This is a genomic window from Alteromonas sp. LMIT006 (assembly GCF_024300645.1).
Classification (GTDB): domain Bacteria; phylum Pseudomonadota; class Gammaproteobacteria; order Enterobacterales; family Alteromonadaceae; genus Opacimonas; species Opacimonas immobilis.
In genome coordinates, this window is the sequence record NZ_CP101291.1 from 1825654 (window position 1) to 1848838 (window position 23185).

Consider the following 23185-nt stretch of genomic DNA (forward strand, 5'->3'; position numbering starts at 1 on the left):
AATGCCTGAATTGGTGTTTTTATTGCTACCTGTGACCGTTTGGTATGGATGGATTATGGGGCGCAACAGCGTGCGCAAAGCACAACGAAAACAATCCACTATTCTCTCACGTCATTATTATAAAGGTTTGAACTTTTTGCTGTCTGATCAACCAGATAAGGCAGTTGATACCTTTATTAAAATGATCTCACTCAATAATGATACCGTGGAAACCCATATTGCTATGGGGAATTTTTTTCGGCATCGCGGGGAGTTAGACCGTGCAATTCGCATCCATCAAAACTTAGTATCAAGGGATGAGCTACAGGGCACTCCAAGAGAAAATGCTTTAGCCGAGTTAGGCCGTGATTATATGTTAGCTGGTTTTTTGGAGCGGGCTGAAAACGCCTTCATCAAATTGCTCGACAGTGATAAGCATCGATCACAAGCACAAGAGTATCTCTTTGAGATCTATCAGACGACCAAAGAATGGGACAAAGCCATTGAGCTGGCTCAGAATATGTTAGAAATTCAATCTGAGAATGAGCTTGTACGTACTCAATTAGCACATTTTTATTGTGAAATGGCCAATCAATGCATTAAATTATCTGATTTTTCTGAAGCTTATCCGTATTTACGTAAAGCCGTAGACGTCGATAAAACTGCGGTAAGGCCATGGTTAATGTTAGGACGCGTTTACATTGAACAAGAGCAATATCGGGATGCCGTTAAGGCGCTCAATGAAGTGCCAGGTCGAGATATGTCCTGGTTTTCTGAAGCGGTGCCATTGTTAGAGCAGTGTGCTAAAGCCTTGTCTGATGATGAGGTGTTGAGACAAAGCATTGAGCCACATTGGGATGTGTGTGCGACCTCCTATCTAGCCAAAGTGACATTGTTGGCGAAAGAAGTTGGCGATGAAGCTGCGTCTGAAACGTTATTAAAACAACTACAAAAACGTCCAACTATGCGCGGTTTTAATACCTTGCTAGGGTTATTTGTTGAGCGTCAGCAAGACAATAATGTCAAAGAAAGTTTAAATCTTTTACAACAACTGGTTTCTGAGCAAATTAAAGCTCGTCCAAAATATCGCTGCACACGATGTGGGTTCTCAGGCCGTCAAGTCTACTGGTTGTGTCCATCATGCAAACACTGGAGTGTTGTTAAACCCATCAAAGGATTGGACGGGGAGTAAATAAGAAGAAATTAATATGTCTCAATCCAATATCGATTCTAAAGTCATCGTAGCGTGTGATTTCAACAATTTACCCGATTTACATAATTTTGTTGACCAAGTAGATCCTTCACTGTGTAAGTTAAAGATCGGCAAAGAAATGTTCACGTATTTTGGACCTGATGTGGTAAAGCCATTAGTTGCAAAAGGCTTTTCTGTATTTTTGGATCTCAAATTTCACGATATCCCCAACACGGTTGCCAAGGCCTGTCTTGCTGCGGCTGATTTGGGCGTGTGGATGGTCAATGTGCATGCCAGTGGTGGTGGTAAGATGATGAGCCATACCCGAGAATTACTTGAACCTCTGGGTAATGATAGACCCTTATTGATCGCGGTGACGGTTCTAACCTCAATGGATGAAGCTCAACTTCAAGGTGTTGTGCCGGATACCAGTATTCCCACCCAAGTAGGGCGACTGGCCAAGTTAACAGCAGAATCTGGTTTTGATGGTGTGGTGAGTTCTGCGCATGAAGTGAAGCGCATTAAAGCGCTTTGTGGCAGTGATTTTACTGTCGTCACGCCTGGTATTCGTCCAGTTGGCTCGGAAGTGGGAGATCAAGTGAGAATAATGACCCCACCGGATGCCATCCAAGCTGGGGTCGATTACATGGTGATTGGGCGTCCAATTACTCAAGCAAACGACCCTCTATCAGTCCTTGAGCAAATTAACGCCTCGATTGCTTAATTACGTTAATGCATCCAAAGCTGGGGTATAGGTTAATCTCAGCTCTTCGCCTAGTGCATCTACAACGGCTTTATAAGTCACCATGCCACGATGTACATTTAAACCGTTTAATAGATGCAAGTCTTCCATCATAGCTTGTTTTGCCCCTTTATTTGCGATGGCTAAACCAAATGGCAGGGTCGCATTGTTCAATGCAATCGTAGAGGTCCTTGCTACACCACCTGGCATATTTGCAACACAATAGTGTACAACATCATCAACAATGTAAACTGGCTCTTGATGCGTGGTTGCCTTTGAGGTAGCAAAACAGCCTCCTTGGTCAATGGCGACATCCACAACTACGGCGCCTTTTTTCATATTCGCAATGTGTTCATGGGTAAGCAATTTTGGAGCTGCTGCGCCTGGAATCAACACCGCACCTACCACCAAATCAGCCGTTGAGGAATACTCAGCAATCGCATCAGCAGTAGAATAGACAGTTTTAACGCGACCTTGAAAGATGTCATCGAGTTGTCGTAAGCGGGGTAAAGAACGGTCCATGATGGTGACTTCCGCGCCTAAACCAACGGCCATCTTGGCTGAATTGATGCCTACGACACCGCCACCGACAATAAGTACTCTGCCGGGGGCTACGCCGGGGACGCCACCTAATAAAGTGCCATTACCTCCTTGGGCTTTTTCAAGATAATGTGCTCCCGCTTGTACGGCCATGCGTCCGGCGACTTCGCTCATCGGAGCAAGCAAAGGCAAACTACCGAACTTATCCGTCACGGTTTCATAGGCAATACAAGTGGCTTTTGATTCGACTAGCAATTGGGTTTGGGCTGGGTCAGGCGCCAAGTGCAAATAGGTATAGAGAATCTGTCCTTCGCGAAGCATTTTGCATTCGTTTGGCTGAGGCTCTTTGACTTTGACGATCATATCGGCTTTTTCAAACACCATCGCAGCAGATTGTTCAATGTACGCACCCGCTTGTACATAATCTTCATCGCCAAAACCAATACCAGCTCCAGCCTGGGTTTGAACAAAGACTGTGTGTCCATGATTGATATATTCCAATACCGCAGCGGGCGTTAGTCCAACGCGATATTCGTGGTTTTTTATTTCTTTTGGTACACCTATTATCATGATGTTTATCCATTGTGTTCTGTCTTATTGCAAATTATAGCGCAATGATTTAGTGATTAAATTTCTTATTTTGTTAATTTGCGGTATATTATTTGGCGAAATAACCAGATGGCGATATCTTATATGCTTATAAAAACCCCAAAACACTTAGACAGTATCGACCGAAATATTTTAAATACATTGCAACATCAAGGTCGGATCGCCAACGTTGAGTTGGCTAAACAGGTCGGATTAAGCCCAAGCCCTTGTCTTGAAAGAGTTAAACGGCTCGAAGAGCAGGGTTATATCACAGGGTATTTTGCCCAACTTGATCCGAATAAACTCGGGGCCAGCATGTTGGTGTTTGTCGAAATATCATTGAGCAAAACATCACCTGATATTTTTGCTGATTTTTCAGCCGCCGTGCAACAGCAAGATGATATTCAAGAGTGTCACTTGGTCTCTGGAAATTTCGATTTTTTACTCAAAACACGAGTGGCAGATATGGCCAGTTATCGCAAATTACTGGGCGATACTTTGCTGCGGTTACCCGGTGTGCGCGAATCGCGCAGCTATGTGGTGATGGAAGAAGTCAAACACAGTCACCGTATTAAAATAGATTTAAAGCGTCGATAGGTGTCGCAAGTGACGCATCTTGAGTATTGCTGTGATAAGATATTGAAAAAAACTCCAAAGACGAGAGATAAGAGGTGAAAATGGGGAAAATGACCGGTTTACAGCGGATCTATGAAACACTCATGATTGTGTTTTGTATGTTGGCTCTGTTCATTTTTTTGGCGCTGATGTCTTTTCACCAAGCTGACCCAGGTTGGACTCAAACGGGTTTGCAACCCAATATCCAAAACTGGATGGGACCGATTGGCGCCCACGTTGCTGATCTGTTATTTTTTAGTTTTGGCTATCTCGCGTATCTCATACCCTTTGGTTGTGCTTTCCTTGGCTGGTTTAGCTTCAAACAAATAAAAAATATACTGCAATTAGATTACTTAAATATTGCTTTGCGTCTCGTTGGTTTGGTCTTTTTAATTATTGCGTGTACGGGCATTGCGAGCATCAATTTTAATGATATGTATTATTTTTCTGCAGGTGGGTTGTTCGGTGATATCATCGCGAGTGCGTTAACACCTCAGTTTAACTTTATCGGTACGAGTTTATTATTGCTCTGTTTTTTTGCGACGGGGTTTACGTTACTTACCGGCATATCTTGGCTCAATATTATTGATAAGATAGGCGAGGGGGCATTGTGGTCAGGTCAACAAGTATTGCTTTTACCGGAACATGTTCAGCGCGTTTCTCTTCCAAAATTACCTCGCATACCGATTAAATCAGATGGGGAAGATAGCAACACTGAGCTAGAAATAACTAGAATCAAACCCGCTTCCCCCTCAGCAAAAGACCGACCGTTTAACATTAAACACGAGACGCTTTATAAGGTTGATGATGCAGAGGATGAGCCATCTCTCGTAATTAATACTGATACGGCTGCGGAGCTTACTATTGATGATGTGTCAGGTGAGTCTGAAATTAGCTCGGCTCCTCAACCACCTAAAAAAATCTACGAGTCCCCCGTTTCTCAGCCAAAGGGTGCTGTCAACTCGCCCTTAGTAAAAAGTAAAATCATCGATCCGAATGCGCCGAAACCTGAAGGCGAATTACCCTCATTCGACTTGTTAGATCGCCCAGATAAAATCAAAAATCCGATCACCCAAGAAGAGCTCGAAGGCATTGCGCGATTGGTTGAAGCAAAACTGGCGGACTTCAATATCGAAGCCAAAGTTGTAGGTGTGTATCCGGGTCCTGTCATTACCCGTTTTGAACTAGATTTGGCACCTGGTGTGAAAGTTAGCAAAATCACCACCTTATCAAAAGATTTAGCGCGTGCAATGTCTGCCATCAGCGTGCGCGTGGTTGAAGTCATCCCAGGAAAATCCGTCATTGGTTTAGAACTGCCAAACAAGAACCGTGAAATGGTGCGTTTGAGTGAAGTGATCAGCTCAGATGCGTTCCAAGCGAACGCCAGTCCACTCACTATGGTATTGGGCTCGGATATTTCAGGTAAACCTGTGGTGGTTGATTTGGCTAAAATGCCCCATTTGTTAGTCGCGGGTACCACGGGCTCGGGTAAGTCAGTTGGGGTTAATGTCATGATCCTATCCTTACTGTACAAGTCCGCACCAGAAGATGTACGCATGATCATGATTGATCCTAAAATGCTTGAGTTATCGGTCTATGAGGGAATTCCTCATCTATTAGCCGAAGTGGTGACGGACATGAAAGACGCGGCCAATGCACTGCGCTGGTGTGTCGGTGAGATGGAGCGTCGATATCGGTTGATGGCCATGTTGGGCGTGCGTAACTTAAAAGGTTACAACGCCAAAGTCACCGAAGCGATTAAGGCGGGTGAGCCCATTCCAGATCCACTGTGGCAACCCGGTGATAGTATGGATGAAACAGCACCTACGCTGACCAAGTTACCGGCCATTGTCGTGGTGGTGGATGAATTTGCTGACATGATGATGATTGTCGGTAAGAAAGTGGAAGAACTCATTGCTCGAATCGCTCAAAAAGCCCGTGCTGCAGGTATTCACTTAATTCTTGCGACGCAAAGGCCGTCGGTTGATGTGATTACCGGTCTGATCAAAGCCAATATTCCCACGCGGATTGCGTTTCAGGTATCGGGCAAGATTGACTCTAGAACGATTCTTGATCAACAGGGCGCAGAAACCTTACTAGGAATGGGTGACATGCTATATTTACCACCAGGTACAGGCGTACCAACGCGTGTGCACGGTGCCTTTGTGGACGATCATGAAGTGCATGCAGTGGTCGCGGATTGGAAGCTTCGAGGTGAGCCTGAGTACATTGATGAGATATTAAATGGTGAGCCCAGCTCAGATACATTGCTACCTGGGGAGCAGCCAGAAGGCGGTGATCAAGAACTCGATGTGTTTTTTGATGAGGCGGTAGCCTTTGTCACTGAAACACGTAAAGCGTCAGTTTCCAGTGTGCAACGGAAGTTCCGCATCGGCTATAACCGAGCCGCACGTTTAGTTGAGCAGATGGAAGCTAACGGTGTGGTATCCGCCCCGGGACATAATGGCAATCGTGAAGTATTGGCAGCACCTGCGCCAAAAGACTAAGGATAATTGCATGCGACATATTATGGGTCAAATTATTTTCATATCAATGTTTGTTACTGTGTTTGGGGCATTTGCAAGTCCGACAGCACAGCATACTTCCAAACAAAGTGTAGTAGATGCAAAAGTACAACTACAAGCGGTACTAAACCGTTTTAAAACATATCAAGCTGACTTTAACCAGGAGGTCAGAAACTCTGAAGACAGCTTAGTCCAGCAAAGCACAGGGACTATTAAAATGGCCAGACCTGAGCTATTACGTTGGCATGCGATGACTCCAGATGAAACGATTTTGGTTGCCAATGGTTCTAAAATCACTTATGCCGATATGTTTTTAGAACAAGTCTCTATTTATAATCAAGCCAACTTAGTCGATGATCATCCAATGATGTTGCTAAGCACCAATGACCCAGAGGTGTGGGCACAATTTGCAGTGACCGTCGAGTATGAACCACACATTGCAACACGTACCTTCATTGTAAAAAACCGCGACCAGGGCAGTGCAAATGAGGTAGTCACATTGATGTTTATCAATGACCAACTCAAAGAGGTACAGGTTTTTGATGGGCAAGGAAATAGGACTCAGTTTGTTTTTGATAACATAAAAGAAGACCAGCCGTTGCCATTTGATACCTTTGTTTTTTCAACACCTGAACATTTTGTCGTAGACGACCAAAGCGGTATCTAGGATATGACTACTGCACCTGTGGCGCCACTTGCGGAACGCATGCGCCCGCATACATTAGATACCTATGTCGGACAACAGCATATTCTTGGCAAAGACCAACCTTTGTTCAAAGCGATTAAACAAGGTGAATTGCACTCGTGTATATTATGGGGGCCGCCAGGTACAGGTAAAACGACCTTAGCCGATATCATTGCGCAACACGCTAACGCACAACTTATTAAATTGTCGGCTATTGATGCTGGAGTGAAAGACATTCGTCAAGCCCTTGTGCAAGCTCAGCAATACGCAACCGTGGTGTTTGTTGATGAAGTACATCGTTTTAATAAAGCACAGCAAGATGCGTTCTTACCTGCGATTGAATCAGGATTGATCACTTTTATTGGTGCAACGACAGAAAACCCGTCTTTTTCTTGCAACAATGCATTGCTATCGAGAACTCGAGTCTACGTCTTAGAAGCGTTAACAGAACAGGATATTCGCTCTTTATTGAGCCGAGCGTTACAGCAAGATGCCGTTTTATCTGAGCAATCATTAGCGATAGCTGATAGCGCGTTAGCCGCCATTGTCCACGTTGCCAATGGCGATGCGCGAAAAGCATTACTGTGTTTGGAGCTTGCGTCTGTGGGCAAGGCAAATGGGACCGTCATTGAACTTGTTGATGTGCAAGCGGCTGCCGGAGCCGCTATTCCGCATTTTGATAAAGACGGTGACCATTATTACGATTTGTTGTCTGCGTTTCACAAATCGGTTCGAGGTTCTTCGAGCGACGGAGCTTTGTATTGGTTCGCTCGGTTTTTACAAGCTAGTACGGATCCGACGCCCATCATGCGACGCTTACTGGCTATTGCTTCAGAAGATATTGGCTTAGCCGATCCAAAAGCGCTTTCATTGTGTTTAGATGCATGGGATACCTACCATCGAGTGGGTGCGGCAGAAGGGGAGCGAGCCATTGCACAGGCCTGTGTATACTGCGCCCTAGCACCAAAAAGTAATGCACTCTATACTGCTTTTAAGCTGGCAAAACGCAGCGCTGCAGATTCGGTTAACGATCCGGTACCTATCCATCTTCGCAATGCTCCAACCGCACTTGCAAAGCGACAAGGTCATGGTGTGGAATATCGCTATGCGCATAATGAGCCGAATGCTTACTCGCCAGGGCAGATGTATTTGCCTGATGGGGTGCAAGGTGATTTTTATCAACCAAATGATCGCGGATTAGAAAAAAAACTATTGGAAAAAATAGCATATCTTAAGCATTTAGAAACACAGGTTAAATCGTCATGATATACGTATGGGTGGCTTTAGGGGGGGCACTAGGTGCCTTGTTGCGATTTGTGATCAGCAATCAAGTCATGGCTGTGTTAGGTAAAGATTTTCCTTTTGGGACGTTAACGGTTAACGTCATTGGCTCATTTTTATTGGGAATAGCACTTGCTTATGCCCAACAACTTCCGGATAATTCCGATACTTTTATCAAAGGCTTTGTGATGGTTGGTGTGCTCGGCGCTCTAACCACATTTTCAACGTTCTCATTAGACACCGTTGCATTACTGCAACTTGAACAGTACGGCAAAGCCATACTTAACATTGTACTTAACCTCGTCTGTTGTTTCAGTATGACGTGGTTAGCGCTTCACATTATGAAAGGATAAGCACGACATGCTAGATGCAAGATTATTGCGCGATGACTTAGACAATACGGCTAAGCGATTGGCTCAACGTGGATTTGAATTAGATACAGTGGCCTTTGCGTCCCTTGAAGAAACACGTAAAGCATTACAAGTCAAAACCCAAGAATTGCAAAATGAGCGGAATGTGCGTTCTAAGAGTATCGGTAAAGCGAAAGCGGCAGGTGAAGATATTGCCCCATTGTTAGCTCAAGTTGGACAACTTGGCGATGATTTGGATGCAGCCAAAGCTGAGCTTGAAACCGTGCTAGTAAAAATTGATGCAATCGTAGCCGGCATTCCAAACTTGCCTCATGAAAGTGTTCCCGAAGGTAAAGATGAAGCGGATAATGTGGAAATATCGCGTTTTGGTGAGCCCACTGAGTTTGATTTTGAAGCAAAAGACCACGTTGAAATCAGCGAAGCGCTAGACAACGGATTAGATTTTGGCAGTTCAGTAAAGCTGACTGGCTCTCGATTTGTTGTTATGAAAGGTGATGTGGCCAGATTACATCGCGCATTGACCCAATTTATGTTGGATCAGCACACCCAAATTAATGGCTATGCAGAGATGTATGTGCCGTATCTGGTCAATCACGACAGTTTATACGGTACCGGGCAGTTACCCAAGTTTGGTGAAGACTTGTTTCATACCAAGCCTGCTACCGAAGAGGGGCAGGGCTTATGTTTGATCCCTACGGCAGAAGTGCCATTGACTAATATCGTGCGTGACACCATCATTGATGAGGCAGATTTGCCGCTCAAAATGACCGCGCACACGCCATGTTTCCGCAGTGAGGCAGGAAGCTATGGACGCGATACTAAAGGTCTTATTCGCCAACACCAATTTGATAAAGTTGAAATGGTACAAATTGTCAAACCGGAAGACTCTTTTGCGGCACTTGAAGAGCTTACCGGTCATGCTGAGGGTATTTTACAGGCGTTGCAGCTACCATATCGCAAAGTACTTTTGTGTACTGGTGATATGGGCTTCGGTTCTTGCAAAACTTATGACCTAGAAGTCTGGTTACCGGCACAAGATACTTATCGCGAGATATCTTCTTGTTCAAATATGCTGGACTTTCAAGCGCGACGTATGCAGGCTCGCTTTAGAGCAAAAGGCGCTAAAAAGCCAGAATTGGTGCATACTCTTAATGGTTCAGGTTTGGCAGTAGGCAGAACCCTTGTGGCAGTGCTTGAAAACTACCAAGAGGCTGATGGTAGTGTGGTAATACCTGAGGTTTTACGCCCTTACATGAATGGACAAGAGCGCATTACTGCAAAGGTGTAATCGTCTACAGACACTTGGCGGGTTTAGGTAAACCTGCCAGTTTGCTTGCCAATTTGGCAGGACCCTTTGGAAGCAATCGTTGTAAGTGTCTACTGTTCCCAACTTCTGGACCAAATTCATTAGCCAGAGCTTTGACTAACGCTCTAATGGCTGGGCTTGTATCGTACTGCTCATAAAACGCTCGCACAAAGCGAATGATCTGCCAATGAGCATCGGTGAGTTCAATGTTCTCAGACTGCGCAATGATTTCGGCTAATGTTTCACTCCATTGAGTGTGATTGAGCAAGTACCCGTGCTCATCGGTAGCAATATACTGGTCACCACACTGATAACCCATCAAAACTTCACCTCATAATCAAATTTTAAGTCTTTTGGAATACCTACCTTTATCCATTGAGGCTTGTCTAGCAAAGACTCGCTAAGATAAATATTTTCAACGTCGTATAAGGGTAAGCTACTGAGTATTTTACGTGTGGATTTACCGGAGACGTCATCCACATAATCCACTGAAAGATATTGCAGTGCCTCACCTGAAATCACCAGTATTACTTCATGTCCAACATTGCCAGCTGCCGCAACAAATTCAAATACGTCCATACAGTGGGCAAAACCGTTTTCCTGATGCCATCTAACTAATACAACTGCCATTAGAACTGCTCCAATGCGTTGGCATCGTGTAATTTGGCGTAAAACTCGGTCAAACCATATTCTTGCCAATGATGTAATTGGATATCATGGCAATCATAGCGAGCCACCACCGATCCACAATAACCAACTGTATCCGCTTGTTGTGCCCATTGATGTAATTGGATCTTATGACCTAAGGACAAATGCTGAATAGAAGCCAGAGCTTGACCATAAAAAAAGATCTGATTCACATCATGTAAGGTGAGTTTTAATAACTCTAAAATATTTTGACGGGTTAACTCAGTGGTGATGAGCAAGCTTTTGCGATTCATTGTCATACTCAATGTAACTCAATACAAATAAAAACGCCCCAAATAATGGGGCGTAGTATACGTTAGTTATGCTGATTAATCATCACTACCAAAGACGCCAAGTAAGTGCAAAATTGATGTAAACAAGTTGTAAATGTTCAAATACATGCTTACTGTTGCACGGATGTAGTTGGTTTCACCGCCGTGAATGATGCGACTGGTATCAAATAAGATTAAACCGGACATGATAAATACGATAGCAGAGCTGATTGCCATGCTGACAGCTGGTACTGCAAAGAAAATGTTTGCTAGGGCTGCAACTATCACAACTACCAAACCAACCATTAAGAAACCGCCAAGGAAGCTAAAATCTTTCTTAGTAGTCAGAACATAAGCTGATAAAGCAAAGAAAACTAACGCTGTTGCACCAAGCGCTTGCATAATGATGAAAGGACCACCTGCAAGACCAACGTAAAAGTTTAAGATGTAACCTAGTGAGCCACCCATTAAACCAGTGAAAGCAAATATCCAAAATAGGCCAGAAGCTTTGTCTGCTTTGCTGTTTACGACAAACAACATGACAAATGCGCCAATCGTCATGGCAATACTCGCGATAGGACCGATACCTACCATCATTGCTACACCAGCACAGACTGCACTGAATAGCATGGTCATGGCTAATAACATATAGGTATTGCGTAATACCTTGTTTGTTTCTAAAACAGACGGATGCGAAGCACTATATACCGTATCTCTGTTCATGTTTTCCTCCAATGGATTAAAGCGAACGTTTTCTATTGCTAAATTTATAGACTTTTGTTCATTTTTCAAGGTTTTTCGATGGTAAAAAAGTCGCAAAGCCCCAGTCTAGTGGAAATTTTGCGCAACATGCACATTTCTTCGGCAAACAATTAAAAAAAATGAATTTTTCCTTTACAAACCCTCGGTCTCTCTTTAATATGCGCATCTCTTACGGAGAGGTGGCAGAGTCCGGCTGAATGCACCTGACTTGAAATCAGGCGAAGGGTCAAACCTTCCGGGGGTTCGAATCCCTCCCTCTCCGCCAAATACAAAAAAACCCGCGCTTGTCGCGGGTTTTTTGTATTTAAGGTTTGAGGGATGAGATGAGAACCAGTGGGTTCGACAAACACAAAAAAAGCAACTGAAGTTGCTTTTTTTGTGTTTATAAATATTAGCTCTAGCAATCCTCTTCCAAGATGGTTTCAACAATCTTGGCAACTTCTTTTGGTATACTTTTGCGGTTAATCGCCCTGTCAGCATCTTGAACTTGTCGCTCTACTATTACAATACACCGCACCCAGTTCTCTATAGTCAGTCGGGTACTGCCTGTTTCATAATTCTGTATTGTACGCTCAGTGACACCTAAAATGTCAGACATCCGCTCGCGTGTGAAACCCAAAGAATGGCGTATGTTTCTGAGCAAATGCCCCAGATGTTGAGGTTCTGATATGTATTTCACGAAAAATTAGCCTTGTTATTTTAATAATTAGTATGTTCTAAGATTATTACTTTATTAGATTTATCTGTAAGAAAACTCGCATAACATACACTCGCTGTCATTATTTTGAAACGAAAACTTTTTTCGATAACCATATTTATTTACAAAAAACTGTATTTAGGCGATAACAAGTTGTATATTCTATTTGTCAAAACAAGGAACATGGACATGGTCAAAATTTTATTGGTAGACGATCACGAATTAGTGCGTGCTGGATTACGTTTAATTTTGCAAGAAGTACCTGATTTTAAGGTGGTTGCTGAAGCCAAATCTGGCGAGGAAGCCATACGTATATGTCGTAAAGATGCACCGGATATTGTATTGATGGATGTCAATATGCCAGGCATCGGTGGTTTAGAAGCAACGAAACAAATCGCGCGATTGCCAGAAAATACGCGCGTCATTTGTTTGTCAATGCATACTGAAAACCCCATTCCGAGCAAAGTTATGCATATGGGCGCATTCGGCTTCATAACCAAAGATGCTGAACCGGAAGAAATGATCCGCTGCATACAAAAGGTTCATGCTGGACAAAAGTATGTTGCTCCTGATATTGCTCAACAAATAGCTATTGGCAAATTGGACTTTGACGATGCGAATCCTTTTGAGCAATTATCCGACCGTGAGCTCGAAATTACATTGATGTTAGTAAAAGGACAGCGTGTCCCCGAGATTGCTAAATCGCTCAATATTTCAGCAAAAACTGTAAATACTTACCGTTATCGCATGTTCGATAAGCTGGATATCAACACGGATGTAGAATTAACTCACTTGGCCTTGCGCTATAAGTTGATTTCTTCCGAATTCGTGTAATGCCATCGACTGAATTTGATTATCAATCCTTCTTAGACAACCTTACTCATCACCCCGGCGTTTATCGAATGTATAATGCTGAGGATGCGGTTATTTATGTTGGTAAAGCCAAAAACCTACATAAACGCGTCTCAAGTTATTTTCGAAAACGCTACGACAACAAAAAAACCGCAGCCCTCGTTGCCAATATTGCAAAAATCGAAATTGTGGTTGTGCAAAGTGAAACTGAAGCGCTGATTCTTGAAAATAACCTCATTAAGCAATACAAACCAAAATACAACGTCTTACTTAAAGACGATAAATCTTATCCGTTTATTCATATCTCAGCACATAAGCACCCGAAGATAGGCATGCATCGTGGTCCACAAAAGGCTGCAGGGGAATATTATGGTCCATACCCCAGTGCGTGGTCAGTCAAAGAAAGCTTAAGATCGTTTCAAAAAATCTTCCAAGTACGTCAATGTGAAGACGCTTATTATCGAGCTCGTTCTCGTCCGTGTTTGCAGTATCAAATGCAAAGGTGTTCGGCACCATGCGTGGAAGGCCATGTATCGGATGAGGAATATACAGAGCAAGTGTTAATGGCGAAGTTATTTTTGAAAGGAAAAGACCAGCAAGTCATCAGTAATTTTGTAAAACGCATGGAAGATGCGAGCCACAATCTTAATTTTGAAGCCGCTGCGCGCTATCGCGATCGCATCAGTGCTTTACGTAGAGTGCAAGAACAGCAATGGGTGAGTGGTTCAGACACCGAGATGGATGTGTTTGGTTACGCTTATATTGCGGGCAATGCTTGTGTGCAGGTCTTATTCATTCGCGATGGTAAATTATTGGGCTCAAAATCCTATTTTCCCAAAGTCCCCAGCATTTTGGATAGTGAAGAAGTGTTCCGTTCGTTTGTGGTTCAGTTCTATTTGTCGGGTAATAAAGGTATACCCAAACACATAGTGTTACCAATGAAGTTGGATGAATTAGATACCATTGCCGATGCGTTGAGAAGTAAAGCGGGACATGTTGTGAAGTTCTACACTGGCGCTCGTGAGGAAAAACGCAAATATCTCGAGCTTGCCAACAAAAATGCAGAAAACGCCTTGGTCAGTAAACAAGCCGCACAAAAGTCCGTACATGCGCGGGTTTTATCTCTTGAGGAAACCCTTGAGCTTGATGAACCCATTCAGCGCATGGAGTGCTTCGACATATCTCACACATCAGGGCAACAAACGGTCGCTTCATGTGTGGTGTTTAATCGCGATGGCCCTACAACCTCCGATTACAGACGATACAATATTGAGGGGATTACGCCCGGAGATGATTATGCTGCCATGGCTCAAGTGCTGAGTCGTCGCTACAAATACAAACAGCAAGATGAAACAAAGATTCCTGATATTGTTTTTATAGACGGTGGCAAAGGGCAGTTGAGCCAAGCAGAAGCCCATTTTGCGCAATGGCCTTATGCAAAGAAACCGCTGTTAATTGGCGTGGCTAAGGGCACCAGTCGCAAAGCGGGTCTAGAAACGTTGATAATGGCCTATAGTCGAGAAACCATTCCAATGTCTCCTGATGATCCTGGTTTGCATCTTATTCAACATATACGTGATGAATCACATCGCTTTGCTATAACAGGTCACAGAGCGCGAAGACAAAAAGTCAAAACCACATCGACATTAGAGTCCATACCGGGAGTAGGGCCGAAAAAACGACAAAGCCTACTCAAATATACCGGCGGTCTGCAAGGCTTGAAAAAGGCAAGTCGCAGTGAATTAGAAAAAGTCCCAGGAATTAGTGCGGAACTCGCCGAAATTATATATGATCACCTACATAATTAAGTAATACGCAGTAACCGTCATGATGACAATCCCTAACATGTTGACTCTCTTTCGAGTAGCTTTGATCCCAATCTTTGTGACGATTTATTTTTTGGATATCCAATATGCACATGAACTCGCGGCGTTTGTATTTTGGTTGGCTGCGATCACTGATTGGTTCGATGGATATTTGGCCAGAAAGCTTCAGCAAAGTTCGCCTTTTGGTGCATTCTTAGATCCCGTCGCTGATAAACTCATAGTGACCGTTGCGTTAATCATGATAACTCATACCTATGCCACTTTGTGGATCACTATTCCTGCAATGATCATTTTGGCTCGAGAGATATTTGTCTCTGCATTACGCGATTGGATGAGTCAAAAAGGTGCAACCGATAAAGTCAAAGTCAGTATGTTAGGTAAACTAAAAACCACTGCGCAAATGTTAGCGCTGATTGGTTTATTGTCCGGATTAGAATCTTTCATGGGTTTCCCCCTGTATTGGGTGACACTGGGTTATGGTCTTTTATATATAGCTGCGATATTGTCTGTATGGTCGATGTGGGAATACGCACGGGCGGGTTGGTCAACATTAACACAGTAAAAGAGGGTGATTGATGCATAAATCAACGTTTTGGCTAAAATACCCTCATTCGCTTCATTTTTTTAGCCAAACTGCAAAAAAATCACGTTTTCTTGTTGACAGTTTTGCTGTGAAAGGTAGAATGCACGCACTCAATTGATGAGTCACATGATTCGACATTGATGCGGGTGTAGCTCAGTTGGTAGAGCGCAACCTTGCCAAGGTTGAGGTCACGAGTTCGAGCCTCGTTACCCGCTCCAAATTAACGTTTGGTACAATATGGCGCTGTGGCAGAATGGCGATGCAGCGGATTGCAAATCCGTACTATTCCGGTTCGAATCCGGTCGGCGCCTCCATTCTATAAAGCGTTTTAAGATACGCCCGGGTGGTGAAATTGGTAGACACAAGGGATTTAAAATCCCTCGCTCGTAAGAGCGTGGCGGTTCAAGTCCGCCCCCGGGCACCATTATTTAGATTTTGTATGCGGGTGTAGCTCAGTTGGTAGAGCGCAACCTTGCCAAGGTTGAGGTCACGAGTTCGAGCCTCGTTACCCGCTCCAAAATTCTTCCTAAACCCATCCAAAAATAATCTTTTTTCTCTTTTTTTAGTATATAGTTACATCATATTTATACGGAACACGTATCTTATTATGCAAATCAGAAAATGGCTGATTACTTTGGTTGTTGCAGCCGGTATATTCGCATTATTAGGTTTTATTAAATTTTCACAAATTCAAACTGCTATCGCTTTTGGTGAGTCGTTTCCTGAGCCGAGTGAGACGGTTACGCGGTTTACTCTTCAGCCAACTCAGTATGCACAGCAATATACGGTATCTGGTACTATTCTCGCGCCACAACAGGTTATTTTGACAGCTGAAGTTGGCGGGTTAATTGAGCGAGTTAATTTTTCAAGTAATGCTCAGGTGCAAAGTGGCGATGTATTCTTGCAAATTAATGCCGCCCAAGAAATCGCAGAGCTCAATGCCATTAAAGCACAAATCCAGTTAGCAAATTTAGACGTCAAGCGCACGCAACAATTAGTTGAACAACGCGCAACCGGTCAACAACAACTTGATCGCGTGAAAGCAGAACTGGCTGTGGCACAAGCCCAAGCGCAAGCAATTGAAGCCCGTATTGCCAAAAAACAAATCAAAATCCCATTTAACGGTCGTTTAGGTTTGCACTCATTAGAAATAGGGCAATTTGTGGATGCTAACACCGCCTTAGTTGAACTGGTGAATGTGGAGCAGGGGCTGTGGGTAGATTTTGCAATCCCGCTTAACAAGCGCGATTGGCTAAAGGACACGATCGCCGTGACTAATGGTAGTATCTCGTTGCCTGCCAGCGTTTTTTCACAAAGCACCAGTATCAATAATATCTCGCGTAATTTATCCATTCGAGCACAGCTACAAAACATCAACGAATGGGTGCCTGGCATGATTGTTCAAGTCAAGTTGCAATCTCCCAATGTGATAGATGCGTATGACATTCCGAATACCGCCTTGCGCTATGATGCATTAGGCAGTTATGTGTTTGTGCTTGATACAGATGAAGACGGTAAATTAAGAGCTAAACGTGAAGACGTTGTCGTGTTATCTCAAGGTGATGGTCACAGCTTCATTGAACTGTCTTTGCCCGCGGGGACTCAGATTGCCAATATCGGTGCGTTTAAATTGCGCAATGGCATATTAGTAAACCTTGCTCAACAAGGTCAGTAACCATGAACCAGAGAGAGTTACAGCCGTTTTTACAAAAACGTTGGTTGGATATTTTTTCTACCAAACCGATTTTAGCCATCGTGATCTCATTGACTATTTTCTTGGTTGGCTTAAGAGCGTATTCCAATATACCCGTGTTGCAATTTCCTCAAATTGCCAGTGCTTCCATTCAGATCACCACACCATACATCGGTGCTTCGGCAGAAGTGGTGCAGGGGTTTGTTACCGATCCTATTGAACGCGCAGCCTCAACTGTGCCTGGTGTGGATTATGTGGACAGTGCGACAACTCCAGGTTTGAGCCGGGTAACCGTCTGGCTCAATCTCAATGTTGATAGCGCCAAAGCGTTAGCCGAATTATCGGCCCGAATTGATCAAATTCGTTTTGAACTGCCTGCTGGAGCAGAAGACCCTGCTATACAAGTCGTTCGAGCGGATCGGCCATTTGCAGTGTTTTATTTGACGGTGGATTTTAGCGATGCAGATGATCGCATCACTCGTACCGAAGCGACGGATTATCTAACTCGACAAGTAGTACCCGAACTATCAACGATTCCTGGTGTACAAAGAGTGGGTATTGAAGGCGCTCGTGCACCAGCCATGCGCATATGGTTAAACCTGAATCAGTTACAGGCACTTAACATTAGTGCAGCACAAGTTGCCCAAGCTTTACGTGCCAATAATTTACTTGCCACCTTAGGGCAGACTGAAAACAATGAACAGCGCCTATCACTCGTTACAGCTACCAATCTCGCGGATACTTTTGAATTCGAACAATTGGTAGTGGCTCAGCGCAATGATTCTATCATTCGTTTAACAGACATTGCTCGAGTTGAGCTAGGTGAGGATGAAGGGCAAGATGCAGCGCGTCTTGATTACGATACGGTGTTGTATCTGTCGATCTGGCCTGTACCTGGGGCAAATGAAATTCAAATTGGCGATGAAGTGTATCAACGTGTTGCCAAAATTAATCAAGTTTTACCACAGGGTATGCAAATTAAAGACGGCTATGATGGTACCTTGTATATGCGCAGTGCCCTCTCAGAAATCTTTGGTACTCTGGCTGAAACCATTCTGATTGTTGGTTTAGTCGTGTTATTTATGATGGGATCTTTGCGTACGGCATTAGTGCCGTTAGTTACGATCCCAATTTCCATTTTGGGCGCTTTAGCAGCCATTCATTGGATGGGATTCAGTCTTAACCTGTTAACGGTTCTTGCCATTGTCTTATCGGTAGGTCTAGTTGTTGATGATGCTATCGTTGTGGTTGAAAACGTCGGTCGTCACATGCGCAATGGCATGGGGCGCATTGACGCGGCTTTAATTAGCTCACGACAGCTTTTTGCACCTGTTGTGGTCACCACTGTGGTCTTGGCCGCAGTCTATGCGCCGATTGGTATTTTGGGTGGGTTGACGGGGGCTCTGTTCAAAGAATTTGCGTTCACTCTTGCCATTGCCGTCATTCTCTCTTGCGTCGTCGCGGTTACCTTATCTCCTATTATGAGCGCCTACAGCAATCCTGAACAAGGCCGTGAAGGACGACTGACAAACTGGGTGAACCTGCGCTTTGATTGGTTGCAACGAGTATATGGTGGCTATTTGCAATGGTCTTTGACATGGCGGAACCAAATTATTTTTATGGTGGTGTTTATCTCTTTATTAAGCGTACCCTTTTATTTGGTCTCGCTTAAAGAACTCGCTCCAACCGAAGATCAGGCCAGTATTTCTGTTATCGTTGAAGCGCCGCCTGATGCATCTCTCGCATACAGTGTTGAGCACATGGACACCATAGTCGATACCTTATCCACCATTGAAGGCTCGACTTTCATGTGGCAACTGGTGAATCCTGGCGCCACCTTTGGCGGTATGGAGTTTGTAGAGCCAGACAAACGCGAACGCAAAATTCAAGATATATACTGGGATGCATTTTTTTTACTCAACACTGTACCTGGTTTAAAAGCGTTTCCGGTATTGGATTCGGCCTTACCTACGGCAGGTAATTTTGCCGTAGAGCTAGTGGTGCAAAGCACCGATTCGCATGCAGATATGCAACGATATGTGGATGAAATCCTTGCTAAAGCGAACGCGACCGGTGAGTTTTTATTTGTCGATTCCGATTTGAAAATTGATTTGCCGTTGGCTCGGATCCGCTTTGACAAAAACAAAATCGCTCAGTACGGTTTAACCGTCGCAGAGGTAACCGAGCAATTGAGTACTTTGTTATCCGGTAATTTTGTGAATCGATTTGATCAATTAGGTAAGGCATATCGCGTTATTCCAATGGTGGAAGAGCAATCACAGCGCTCTTTAGAACAAGTGTTGCAATTGCCTGTCGATATTGGTCAAGGGCAAACTGTGACGTTCTCTGATTTTGCGCATATTGAGATGGAAGTAGGGCCTCGTGTCCTGTCTAAGTTCCAACAAAAAAATGCTTTTAGGATCTTTGCTGGCACCCGACCAGACATTACCAAAGAAGCGGGCCTTTCTCGCTTAGAAGAGATTGCCAGTCGTATCATTCCGTCAGATTACAGTCTAGACTACGCAGGTGAATCGAGAGAAATTCGTCGTGACGGTAATCAACTTGAAGATGTGCTGCTGTTAGCTATTGTCTTTGTCTTTTTGGTGTTAGCCATTCAATTTAATTCATTTCGCGACCCGCTTGTGGTCTTACTCGGTTCAGTACCCGTGGCGTTATCCGCTGCGTTGATGTTCACGTTTTTGGATTTTACTACCATTAATATTTACTCTCAGGTCGGCTTTATTACGTTAGTGGGTTTGGTGGCCAAAAATGGGATCTTGATTGTAGAGTTTGCGAAACATATGCAGAGGCAAGGTGCGGCCAAGCTTGAAGCAATTACCGAAGCGGCTCAAACCCGACTGCGTCCGGTAATAATGACGACCGCCGCTACTGTACTGGGTCATCTTCCTTTATTACTAGTTACTGGGGCGGGAGCGGAGGCTCGTAACAGTATAGGTATTGTATTAGTCGCGGGAATGTTTGTAGGTACACTATTGACCTTATTGTCTTTACCCACCTTATATATGCTCCTTGCCAAGGAGCACAATAAGACAGTAACAGAGACCAACGATGTCTGAGTATTGGATGGAATTTTTCACACTCGCTGGCGTACATCTCATTGCTGTGGCCAGTCCAGGGCCTGATTTTGCAGTCGTTGTGCGACATGCCATTTCACATGGTCGAAAAATTGCTATTTGGTGCAGTATTGGCATTGGTTTCGGCATTTTATTGCACGTCGCCTATAGCCTGTTAGGTATTGGACTACTGATCAAAACCACGCCGTGGTTATATCAAAGCTTGATATTTATTGCGGCAGGGTACTTTGTTTTTATTGGTATTGGGGCTTTGCGTGCTTCTGCTCAAGAAACATCAGCTGAGTCTGAAGAAGTAAACAAGGAAGTGACCAAGCAATTGCCTATTATCCAGGCTTTTCGCGTTGGCTTTATTACCAACGGATTAAATCCCAAAGCCACTTTGTTTTTCTTATCCTTGTTCTCTGTGGTGGTGTCATTTGAGACACCATTATCGATAAAAATGATGTACGGCATATACTTAGCGATTGCGACGGGATTATGGTTTATCGTTTTGAGTATGTTATTATCAAATGCAAAAATTGACGTTTGGTTACAGCGTTATCGACAGCAAATTGATCGAGTGATGGGGGCAGTCCTGATTTTTATGGGAGCGTCTCTGTTGTATCAAGAACTGCTATCGTTATTTTAGGCGACTGTTACTCCAGGCTATATTAAGAAGAATCATGCAATACAACGAACCCTCACTTATTCAAAAAAATCTGAGTGGCGAATACGCGTTTGACATCAGAGCGTTGCTGCAATTTGCCCATCAAACAACAATACGTAATTGGCTACCTATCCTCGGTGGAGCGACTATTGCATTAGTCTTGTTGATGGTCTTTGCCATGATTCTACTGAGCGTATTTGAGGTCACAGACCCGTTCAATGTCCCAGATCATACGATGATGCAAATTGAGGTGTTAGCCACAGTGTTTGCTGCCCCTTTATCGGTTGGTCTATTACTTATGGGATTGCGCACTGCTGCTAAAAAATCGATTAAACCGGTCGATGTTTTGTCATATTATCCACGAATATTTTCTTTGGGACTGATTGGCTTACTGATTTCTTTGCTGACCAGTATTGGCCTGATGCTGTTAATCATTCCAGGATTGTATCTCTACCTTGCGACGGGATTTGTACTCCCATTGATGGCAGAAAAACATATGCGTCCCATTGCGGCTATTCAGTTATCGGTGCAGATGGTGAATCGTTATCTCAGTCAGTTTATAATCTTATTTGGCGTCATGTTCCTGTCAATGCTTGTAAGCGTATTGAGTTTTGGTATTTTGCTACTGTACTTTGTGCCGTTTTTTTATGTATTAAAAGGAAAAATATACATGGATTTGTTTAGTTACGGTGAGATTTCCGATCCCATTGATCGAATAGAAGAGCATAAAGATGACGAAACCTTTGTGGCATAAAATCGCCCTTGTTATATTCTGGGCAATATTGCTTTGGTGTGTGCTTTACCCGTTCATTAATCTTACAAAAACTAGCCAAACACCAATTAAAACGATTGAGACTGGCTACCTAGATACTACAAACGCAATACTCAAAGCGGGAAATGAGGCTACTTTTGGTGTCGTATTCAATGACCATGAGATTCAATTAGTTCCTAATTTTAGTCAAGGTAAGCCCATTCCTCAATTTGGACAAATCTCAGATGTTAAAAGCAAGAAATCGACTTATTTCGAATACATTGGGCAGATGTCTAAACGCATTAATCAAATTATTATTATCCAGCGCCAATTCTTGATATCTATTCAAAACAAGCCATCACTGAGTACCGCTGAACAACTTGCATTTAATTATTTGAGTCACACCTATCGAGTAAAAAATGCACCACAACCTGAGATGATTAAGCGCCTTCTGCATCGTGTTGCACCTATTCCAACTCCGTTAGTGCAAGTACAAACCGCAAACGAATCGGGGTGGGGTACTTCGCGTTTTGCTCGTAAAGGGTACAATTTTTTTGGATTATGGTGCTATCAAACAGGATGCGGTTTTATTCCCAATCAACGTATTGAAGGTATGAACCACGAAGTGGCACGTTTTGATTCATTGGCGAAAGCCATGTATCGCTATAAATTGAATTTAAATCGCAACAGAGCATATCGTGAGATGCGAGATATTCGCGCCCGACAAATGTCGGATGATAGTTTTGCTTTGTCTTATGCTATGATTGACGGATTAAAAGCGTATTCAGAACGTGGCGATGCATACATTGATGAGTTAAGAAATATGCTTGAATTTAACCGTGAGTTTCTACATGAGTAAAAATGTTTTTATACCATTCATCTTGGTGTTAATGTCTCCTTGGCTATATGCCGATACTATCGAAATTGCATACAAAGATCTCTATAGTCATTTGCGCAAACTTGATAATGAGGATACGCAGCATTTGCAGTTTGCTTTTGGCTTTTTGAAGGTGCCAAAGAAGCAATCTCTTTGCACGATTACGAAAGGCGAGGTCATCACGGATAAGCAAGTCCTTCCTGTAGCGATTACACCAGAACAACGTTTTACCGTCCCTTTTGAGAAAGCCTTAAAAATGGCTGATGCGTTGGTCCGTATTGAGGTGGATGCACCCAAAAATCAATGTGATATGTCGGTACAGCTTGAAACGACTGCACAGTGGTTAAAATACAATTATTCTAGGGCTGACTTAGACATCATTCTCTCGCAATATCGTAATTTCTTTAATGAAATGGGAGGCTTTATGTCGTTTATGATGCCTCAAGTGACCGGTTTACAAATACACTTTAGCGATGAGTCGTTATCGCAACCAATCGCTGATGACGTTTCTATTGTTGCGGGTGTATTACGCATAGACTCTCAGCAAATCAAAGGTTTAACGGAATTATCACTCCCTGAAAAACCGTTACGCATAACCGCATTGACACAACGATAACGAA

The 23185-nt window shown here is 43.5% G+C and carries 23 protein-coding genes and 5 tRNA genes; 22 read left to right on the forward strand and 6 right to left on the reverse strand.

Annotated features, from left to right (window positions below):
• The first annotated feature begins 1 nt into the window (after position 1).
• Both lapB and pyrF read left to right on the forward strand, forming a co-directional pair.
• A complete protein-coding gene (gene lapB, locus NLG07_RS08505) occupies positions 2-1171 on the forward strand; it encodes a lipopolysaccharide assembly protein LapB (protein ID WP_254855040.1) in 1170 nt (389 codons plus the stop codon).
• 16 nt (positions 1172-1187) lie between these two features.
• Positions 1188-1895 carry an orotidine-5'-phosphate decarboxylase gene (gene pyrF, locus NLG07_RS08510; RefSeq protein ID WP_254855041.1) on the forward strand — a complete coding sequence of 236 codons (708 nt, stop codon included), beginning with the start codon at positions 1188-1190 and terminating at the stop codon, positions 1893-1895.
• Here pyrF and ald read toward each other — a convergent pair whose 3' ends face one another.
• On the reverse strand, positions 1896-3023 hold the full coding sequence (ald, locus tag NLG07_RS08515; protein ID WP_254855042.1) for an alanine dehydrogenase: 1128 nt from the start codon (positions 3021-3023) through the stop codon (positions 1896-1898).
• A gap of 123 nt (positions 3024-3146) precedes the next feature.
• Here ald and lrp point away from each other — a divergent pair, with 123 nt between their 5' ends.
• The 6 genes from lrp to serS all read left to right on the forward strand — a co-directional run bounded on the left by lrp (position 3147) and on the right by serS (position 9806).
• Positions 3147-3638: a leucine-responsive transcriptional regulator Lrp gene (lrp, locus tag NLG07_RS08520; protein WP_254855043.1), complete on the forward strand. Its 492-nt coding sequence runs from the start codon at positions 3147-3149 to the stop codon at positions 3636-3638.
• 80 nt (positions 3639-3718) lie between these two features.
• On the forward strand, positions 3719-6163 hold the full coding sequence (locus NLG07_RS08530) for a DNA translocase FtsK (RefSeq protein WP_368501243.1): 2445 nt from the start codon (positions 3719-3721) through the stop codon (positions 6161-6163).
• A gap of 10 nt (positions 6164-6173) precedes the next feature.
• Complete coding sequence (gene lolA, locus NLG07_RS08535) at positions 6174-6848, forward strand: outer membrane lipoprotein chaperone LolA (RefSeq protein ID WP_254855044.1); 675 nt, start codon at positions 6174-6176, stop codon at positions 6846-6848.
• A gap of 3 nt (positions 6849-6851) precedes the next feature.
• Positions 6852-8132 carry a replication-associated recombination protein A gene (locus NLG07_RS08540; protein WP_254855045.1) on the forward strand — a complete coding sequence of 427 codons (1281 nt, stop codon included), beginning with the start codon at positions 6852-6854 and terminating at the stop codon, positions 8130-8132.
• Positions 8129-8500 (forward strand): fluoride efflux transporter CrcB, encoded by a 372-nt coding sequence (gene crcB, locus NLG07_RS08545; protein ID WP_254855046.1) that lies wholly within the window; start codon positions 8129-8131, stop codon positions 8498-8500. Before NLG07_RS08540 ends, crcB begins: the two co-directional genes overlap by 4 nt.
• A gap of 7 nt (positions 8501-8507) precedes the next feature.
• Entirely contained in the window at positions 8508-9806 is a 1299-nt protein-coding gene (serS, locus tag NLG07_RS08550; protein ID WP_254855047.1) for a serine--tRNA ligase, read from the forward strand.
• 4 nt (positions 9807-9810) lie between these two features.
• Here serS and NLG07_RS08555 read toward each other — a convergent pair whose 3' ends face one another.
• The 4 genes from NLG07_RS08555 to NLG07_RS08570 all read right to left on the reverse strand — a co-directional run bounded on the left by NLG07_RS08555 (position 9811) and on the right by NLG07_RS08570 (position 11506).
• Positions 9811-10143 carry a TusE/DsrC/DsvC family sulfur relay protein gene (locus NLG07_RS08555; protein ID WP_254855048.1) on the reverse strand — a complete coding sequence of 111 codons (333 nt, stop codon included), beginning with the start codon at positions 10141-10143 and terminating at the stop codon, positions 9811-9813.
• Entirely contained in the window at positions 10143-10454 is a 312-nt protein-coding gene (locus NLG07_RS08560; protein WP_254855049.1) for a hypothetical protein, read from the reverse strand. Before NLG07_RS08560 ends, NLG07_RS08555 begins: the two co-directional genes overlap by 1 nt.
• The gene (locus NLG07_RS08565; protein ID WP_254855050.1) at positions 10454-10765 is read right to left on the reverse strand and encodes a hypothetical protein; all 312 of its coding nucleotides are present in this window, start codon (positions 10763-10765) and stop codon (positions 10454-10456) included. Before NLG07_RS08565 ends, NLG07_RS08560 begins: the two co-directional genes overlap by 1 nt.
• A 75-nt stretch (positions 10766-10840) precedes the next feature.
• Positions 10841-11506: a Bax inhibitor-1/YccA family protein gene (locus tag NLG07_RS08570; protein ID WP_254855051.1), complete on the reverse strand. Its 666-nt coding sequence runs from the start codon at positions 11504-11506 to the stop codon at positions 10841-10843.
• Between the two features lie 212 nt (positions 11507-11718).
• Here NLG07_RS08570 and NLG07_RS08575 point away from each other — a divergent pair.
• Positions 11719-11810: transfer RNA gene (locus tag NLG07_RS08575), tRNA-Ser, on the forward strand.
• A 132-nt stretch (positions 11811-11942) separates the two neighbouring features.
• Here NLG07_RS08575 and NLG07_RS11915 read toward each other — a convergent pair.
• Positions 11943-12224: a helix-turn-helix domain-containing protein gene (locus NLG07_RS11915; protein WP_368501244.1), complete on the reverse strand. Its 282-nt coding sequence runs from the start codon at positions 12222-12224 to the stop codon at positions 11943-11945.
• A 207-nt stretch (positions 12225-12431) separates the two neighbouring features.
• On the opposite strand from NLG07_RS11915, the gene uvrY reads away from it, so the two are divergent.
• From uvrY to NLG07_RS08640, 13 genes are all read left to right on the forward strand, one after another.
• Complete coding sequence (gene uvrY, locus NLG07_RS08580; protein ID WP_254855052.1) at positions 12432-13076, forward strand: UvrY/SirA/GacA family response regulator transcription factor; 645 nt, start codon at positions 12432-12434, stop codon at positions 13074-13076.
• On the forward strand, positions 13076-14902 hold the full coding sequence (gene uvrC / locus NLG07_RS08585) for an excinuclease ABC subunit UvrC (protein WP_254855053.1): 1827 nt from the start codon (positions 13076-13078) through the stop codon (positions 14900-14902). The genes uvrY and uvrC overlap by 1 nt, the downstream gene beginning before the upstream one ends.
• 19 nt (positions 14903-14921) lie before the next feature.
• Complete coding sequence (gene pgsA, locus NLG07_RS08590; protein ID WP_254855054.1) at positions 14922-15482, forward strand: CDP-diacylglycerol--glycerol-3-phosphate 3-phosphatidyltransferase; 561 nt, start codon at positions 14922-14924, stop codon at positions 15480-15482.
• A gap of 163 nt (positions 15483-15645) precedes the next feature.
• A tRNA-Gly gene (locus NLG07_RS08595) sits at positions 15646-15721 on the forward strand.
• A 21-nt stretch (positions 15722-15742) separates the two neighbouring features.
• Positions 15743-15817: transfer RNA gene (locus NLG07_RS08600), tRNA-Cys, on the forward strand.
• A gap of 23 nt (positions 15818-15840) precedes the next feature.
• Positions 15841-15927 (forward strand) — tRNA-Leu (locus NLG07_RS08605).
• Positions 15928-15944: 17 nt separating this feature from the next.
• Positions 15945-16020, forward strand: a tRNA-Gly gene (locus tag NLG07_RS08610).
• 90 nt (positions 16021-16110) lie between these two features.
• Positions 16111-17178 (forward strand): efflux RND transporter periplasmic adaptor subunit, encoded by a 1068-nt coding sequence (locus tag NLG07_RS08615; protein ID WP_254855055.1) that lies wholly within the window; start codon positions 16111-16113, stop codon positions 17176-17178.
• Between the two features lie 2 nt (positions 17179-17180).
• Positions 17181-20273, forward strand: coding sequence for an efflux RND transporter permease subunit (locus tag NLG07_RS08620; RefSeq protein WP_254855056.1), 3093 nt, complete (start codon positions 17181-17183; stop codon positions 20271-20273).
• Entirely contained in the window at positions 20266-20919 is a 654-nt protein-coding gene (locus NLG07_RS08625) for a LysE family translocator (RefSeq protein WP_254855057.1), read from the forward strand. Before NLG07_RS08620 ends, NLG07_RS08625 begins: the two co-directional genes overlap by 8 nt.
• A 34-nt stretch (positions 20920-20953) precedes the next feature.
• Positions 20954-21691, forward strand: a complete 738-nt coding sequence (locus NLG07_RS08630) for a hypothetical protein (RefSeq protein WP_254855058.1) — start codon at positions 20954-20956, stop codon at positions 21689-21691.
• Positions 21669-22547: a glucosaminidase domain-containing protein gene (locus tag NLG07_RS08635; RefSeq protein WP_254855059.1), complete on the forward strand. Its 879-nt coding sequence runs from the start codon at positions 21669-21671 to the stop codon at positions 22545-22547. The genes NLG07_RS08630 and NLG07_RS08635 overlap by 23 nt, the downstream gene beginning before the upstream one ends.
• Entirely contained in the window at positions 22540-23181 is a 642-nt protein-coding gene (locus NLG07_RS08640; protein WP_254855060.1) for a DUF2987 domain-containing protein, read from the forward strand. Before NLG07_RS08635 ends, NLG07_RS08640 begins: the two co-directional genes overlap by 8 nt.
• Positions 23182-23185 lie beyond the last annotated feature (4 nt).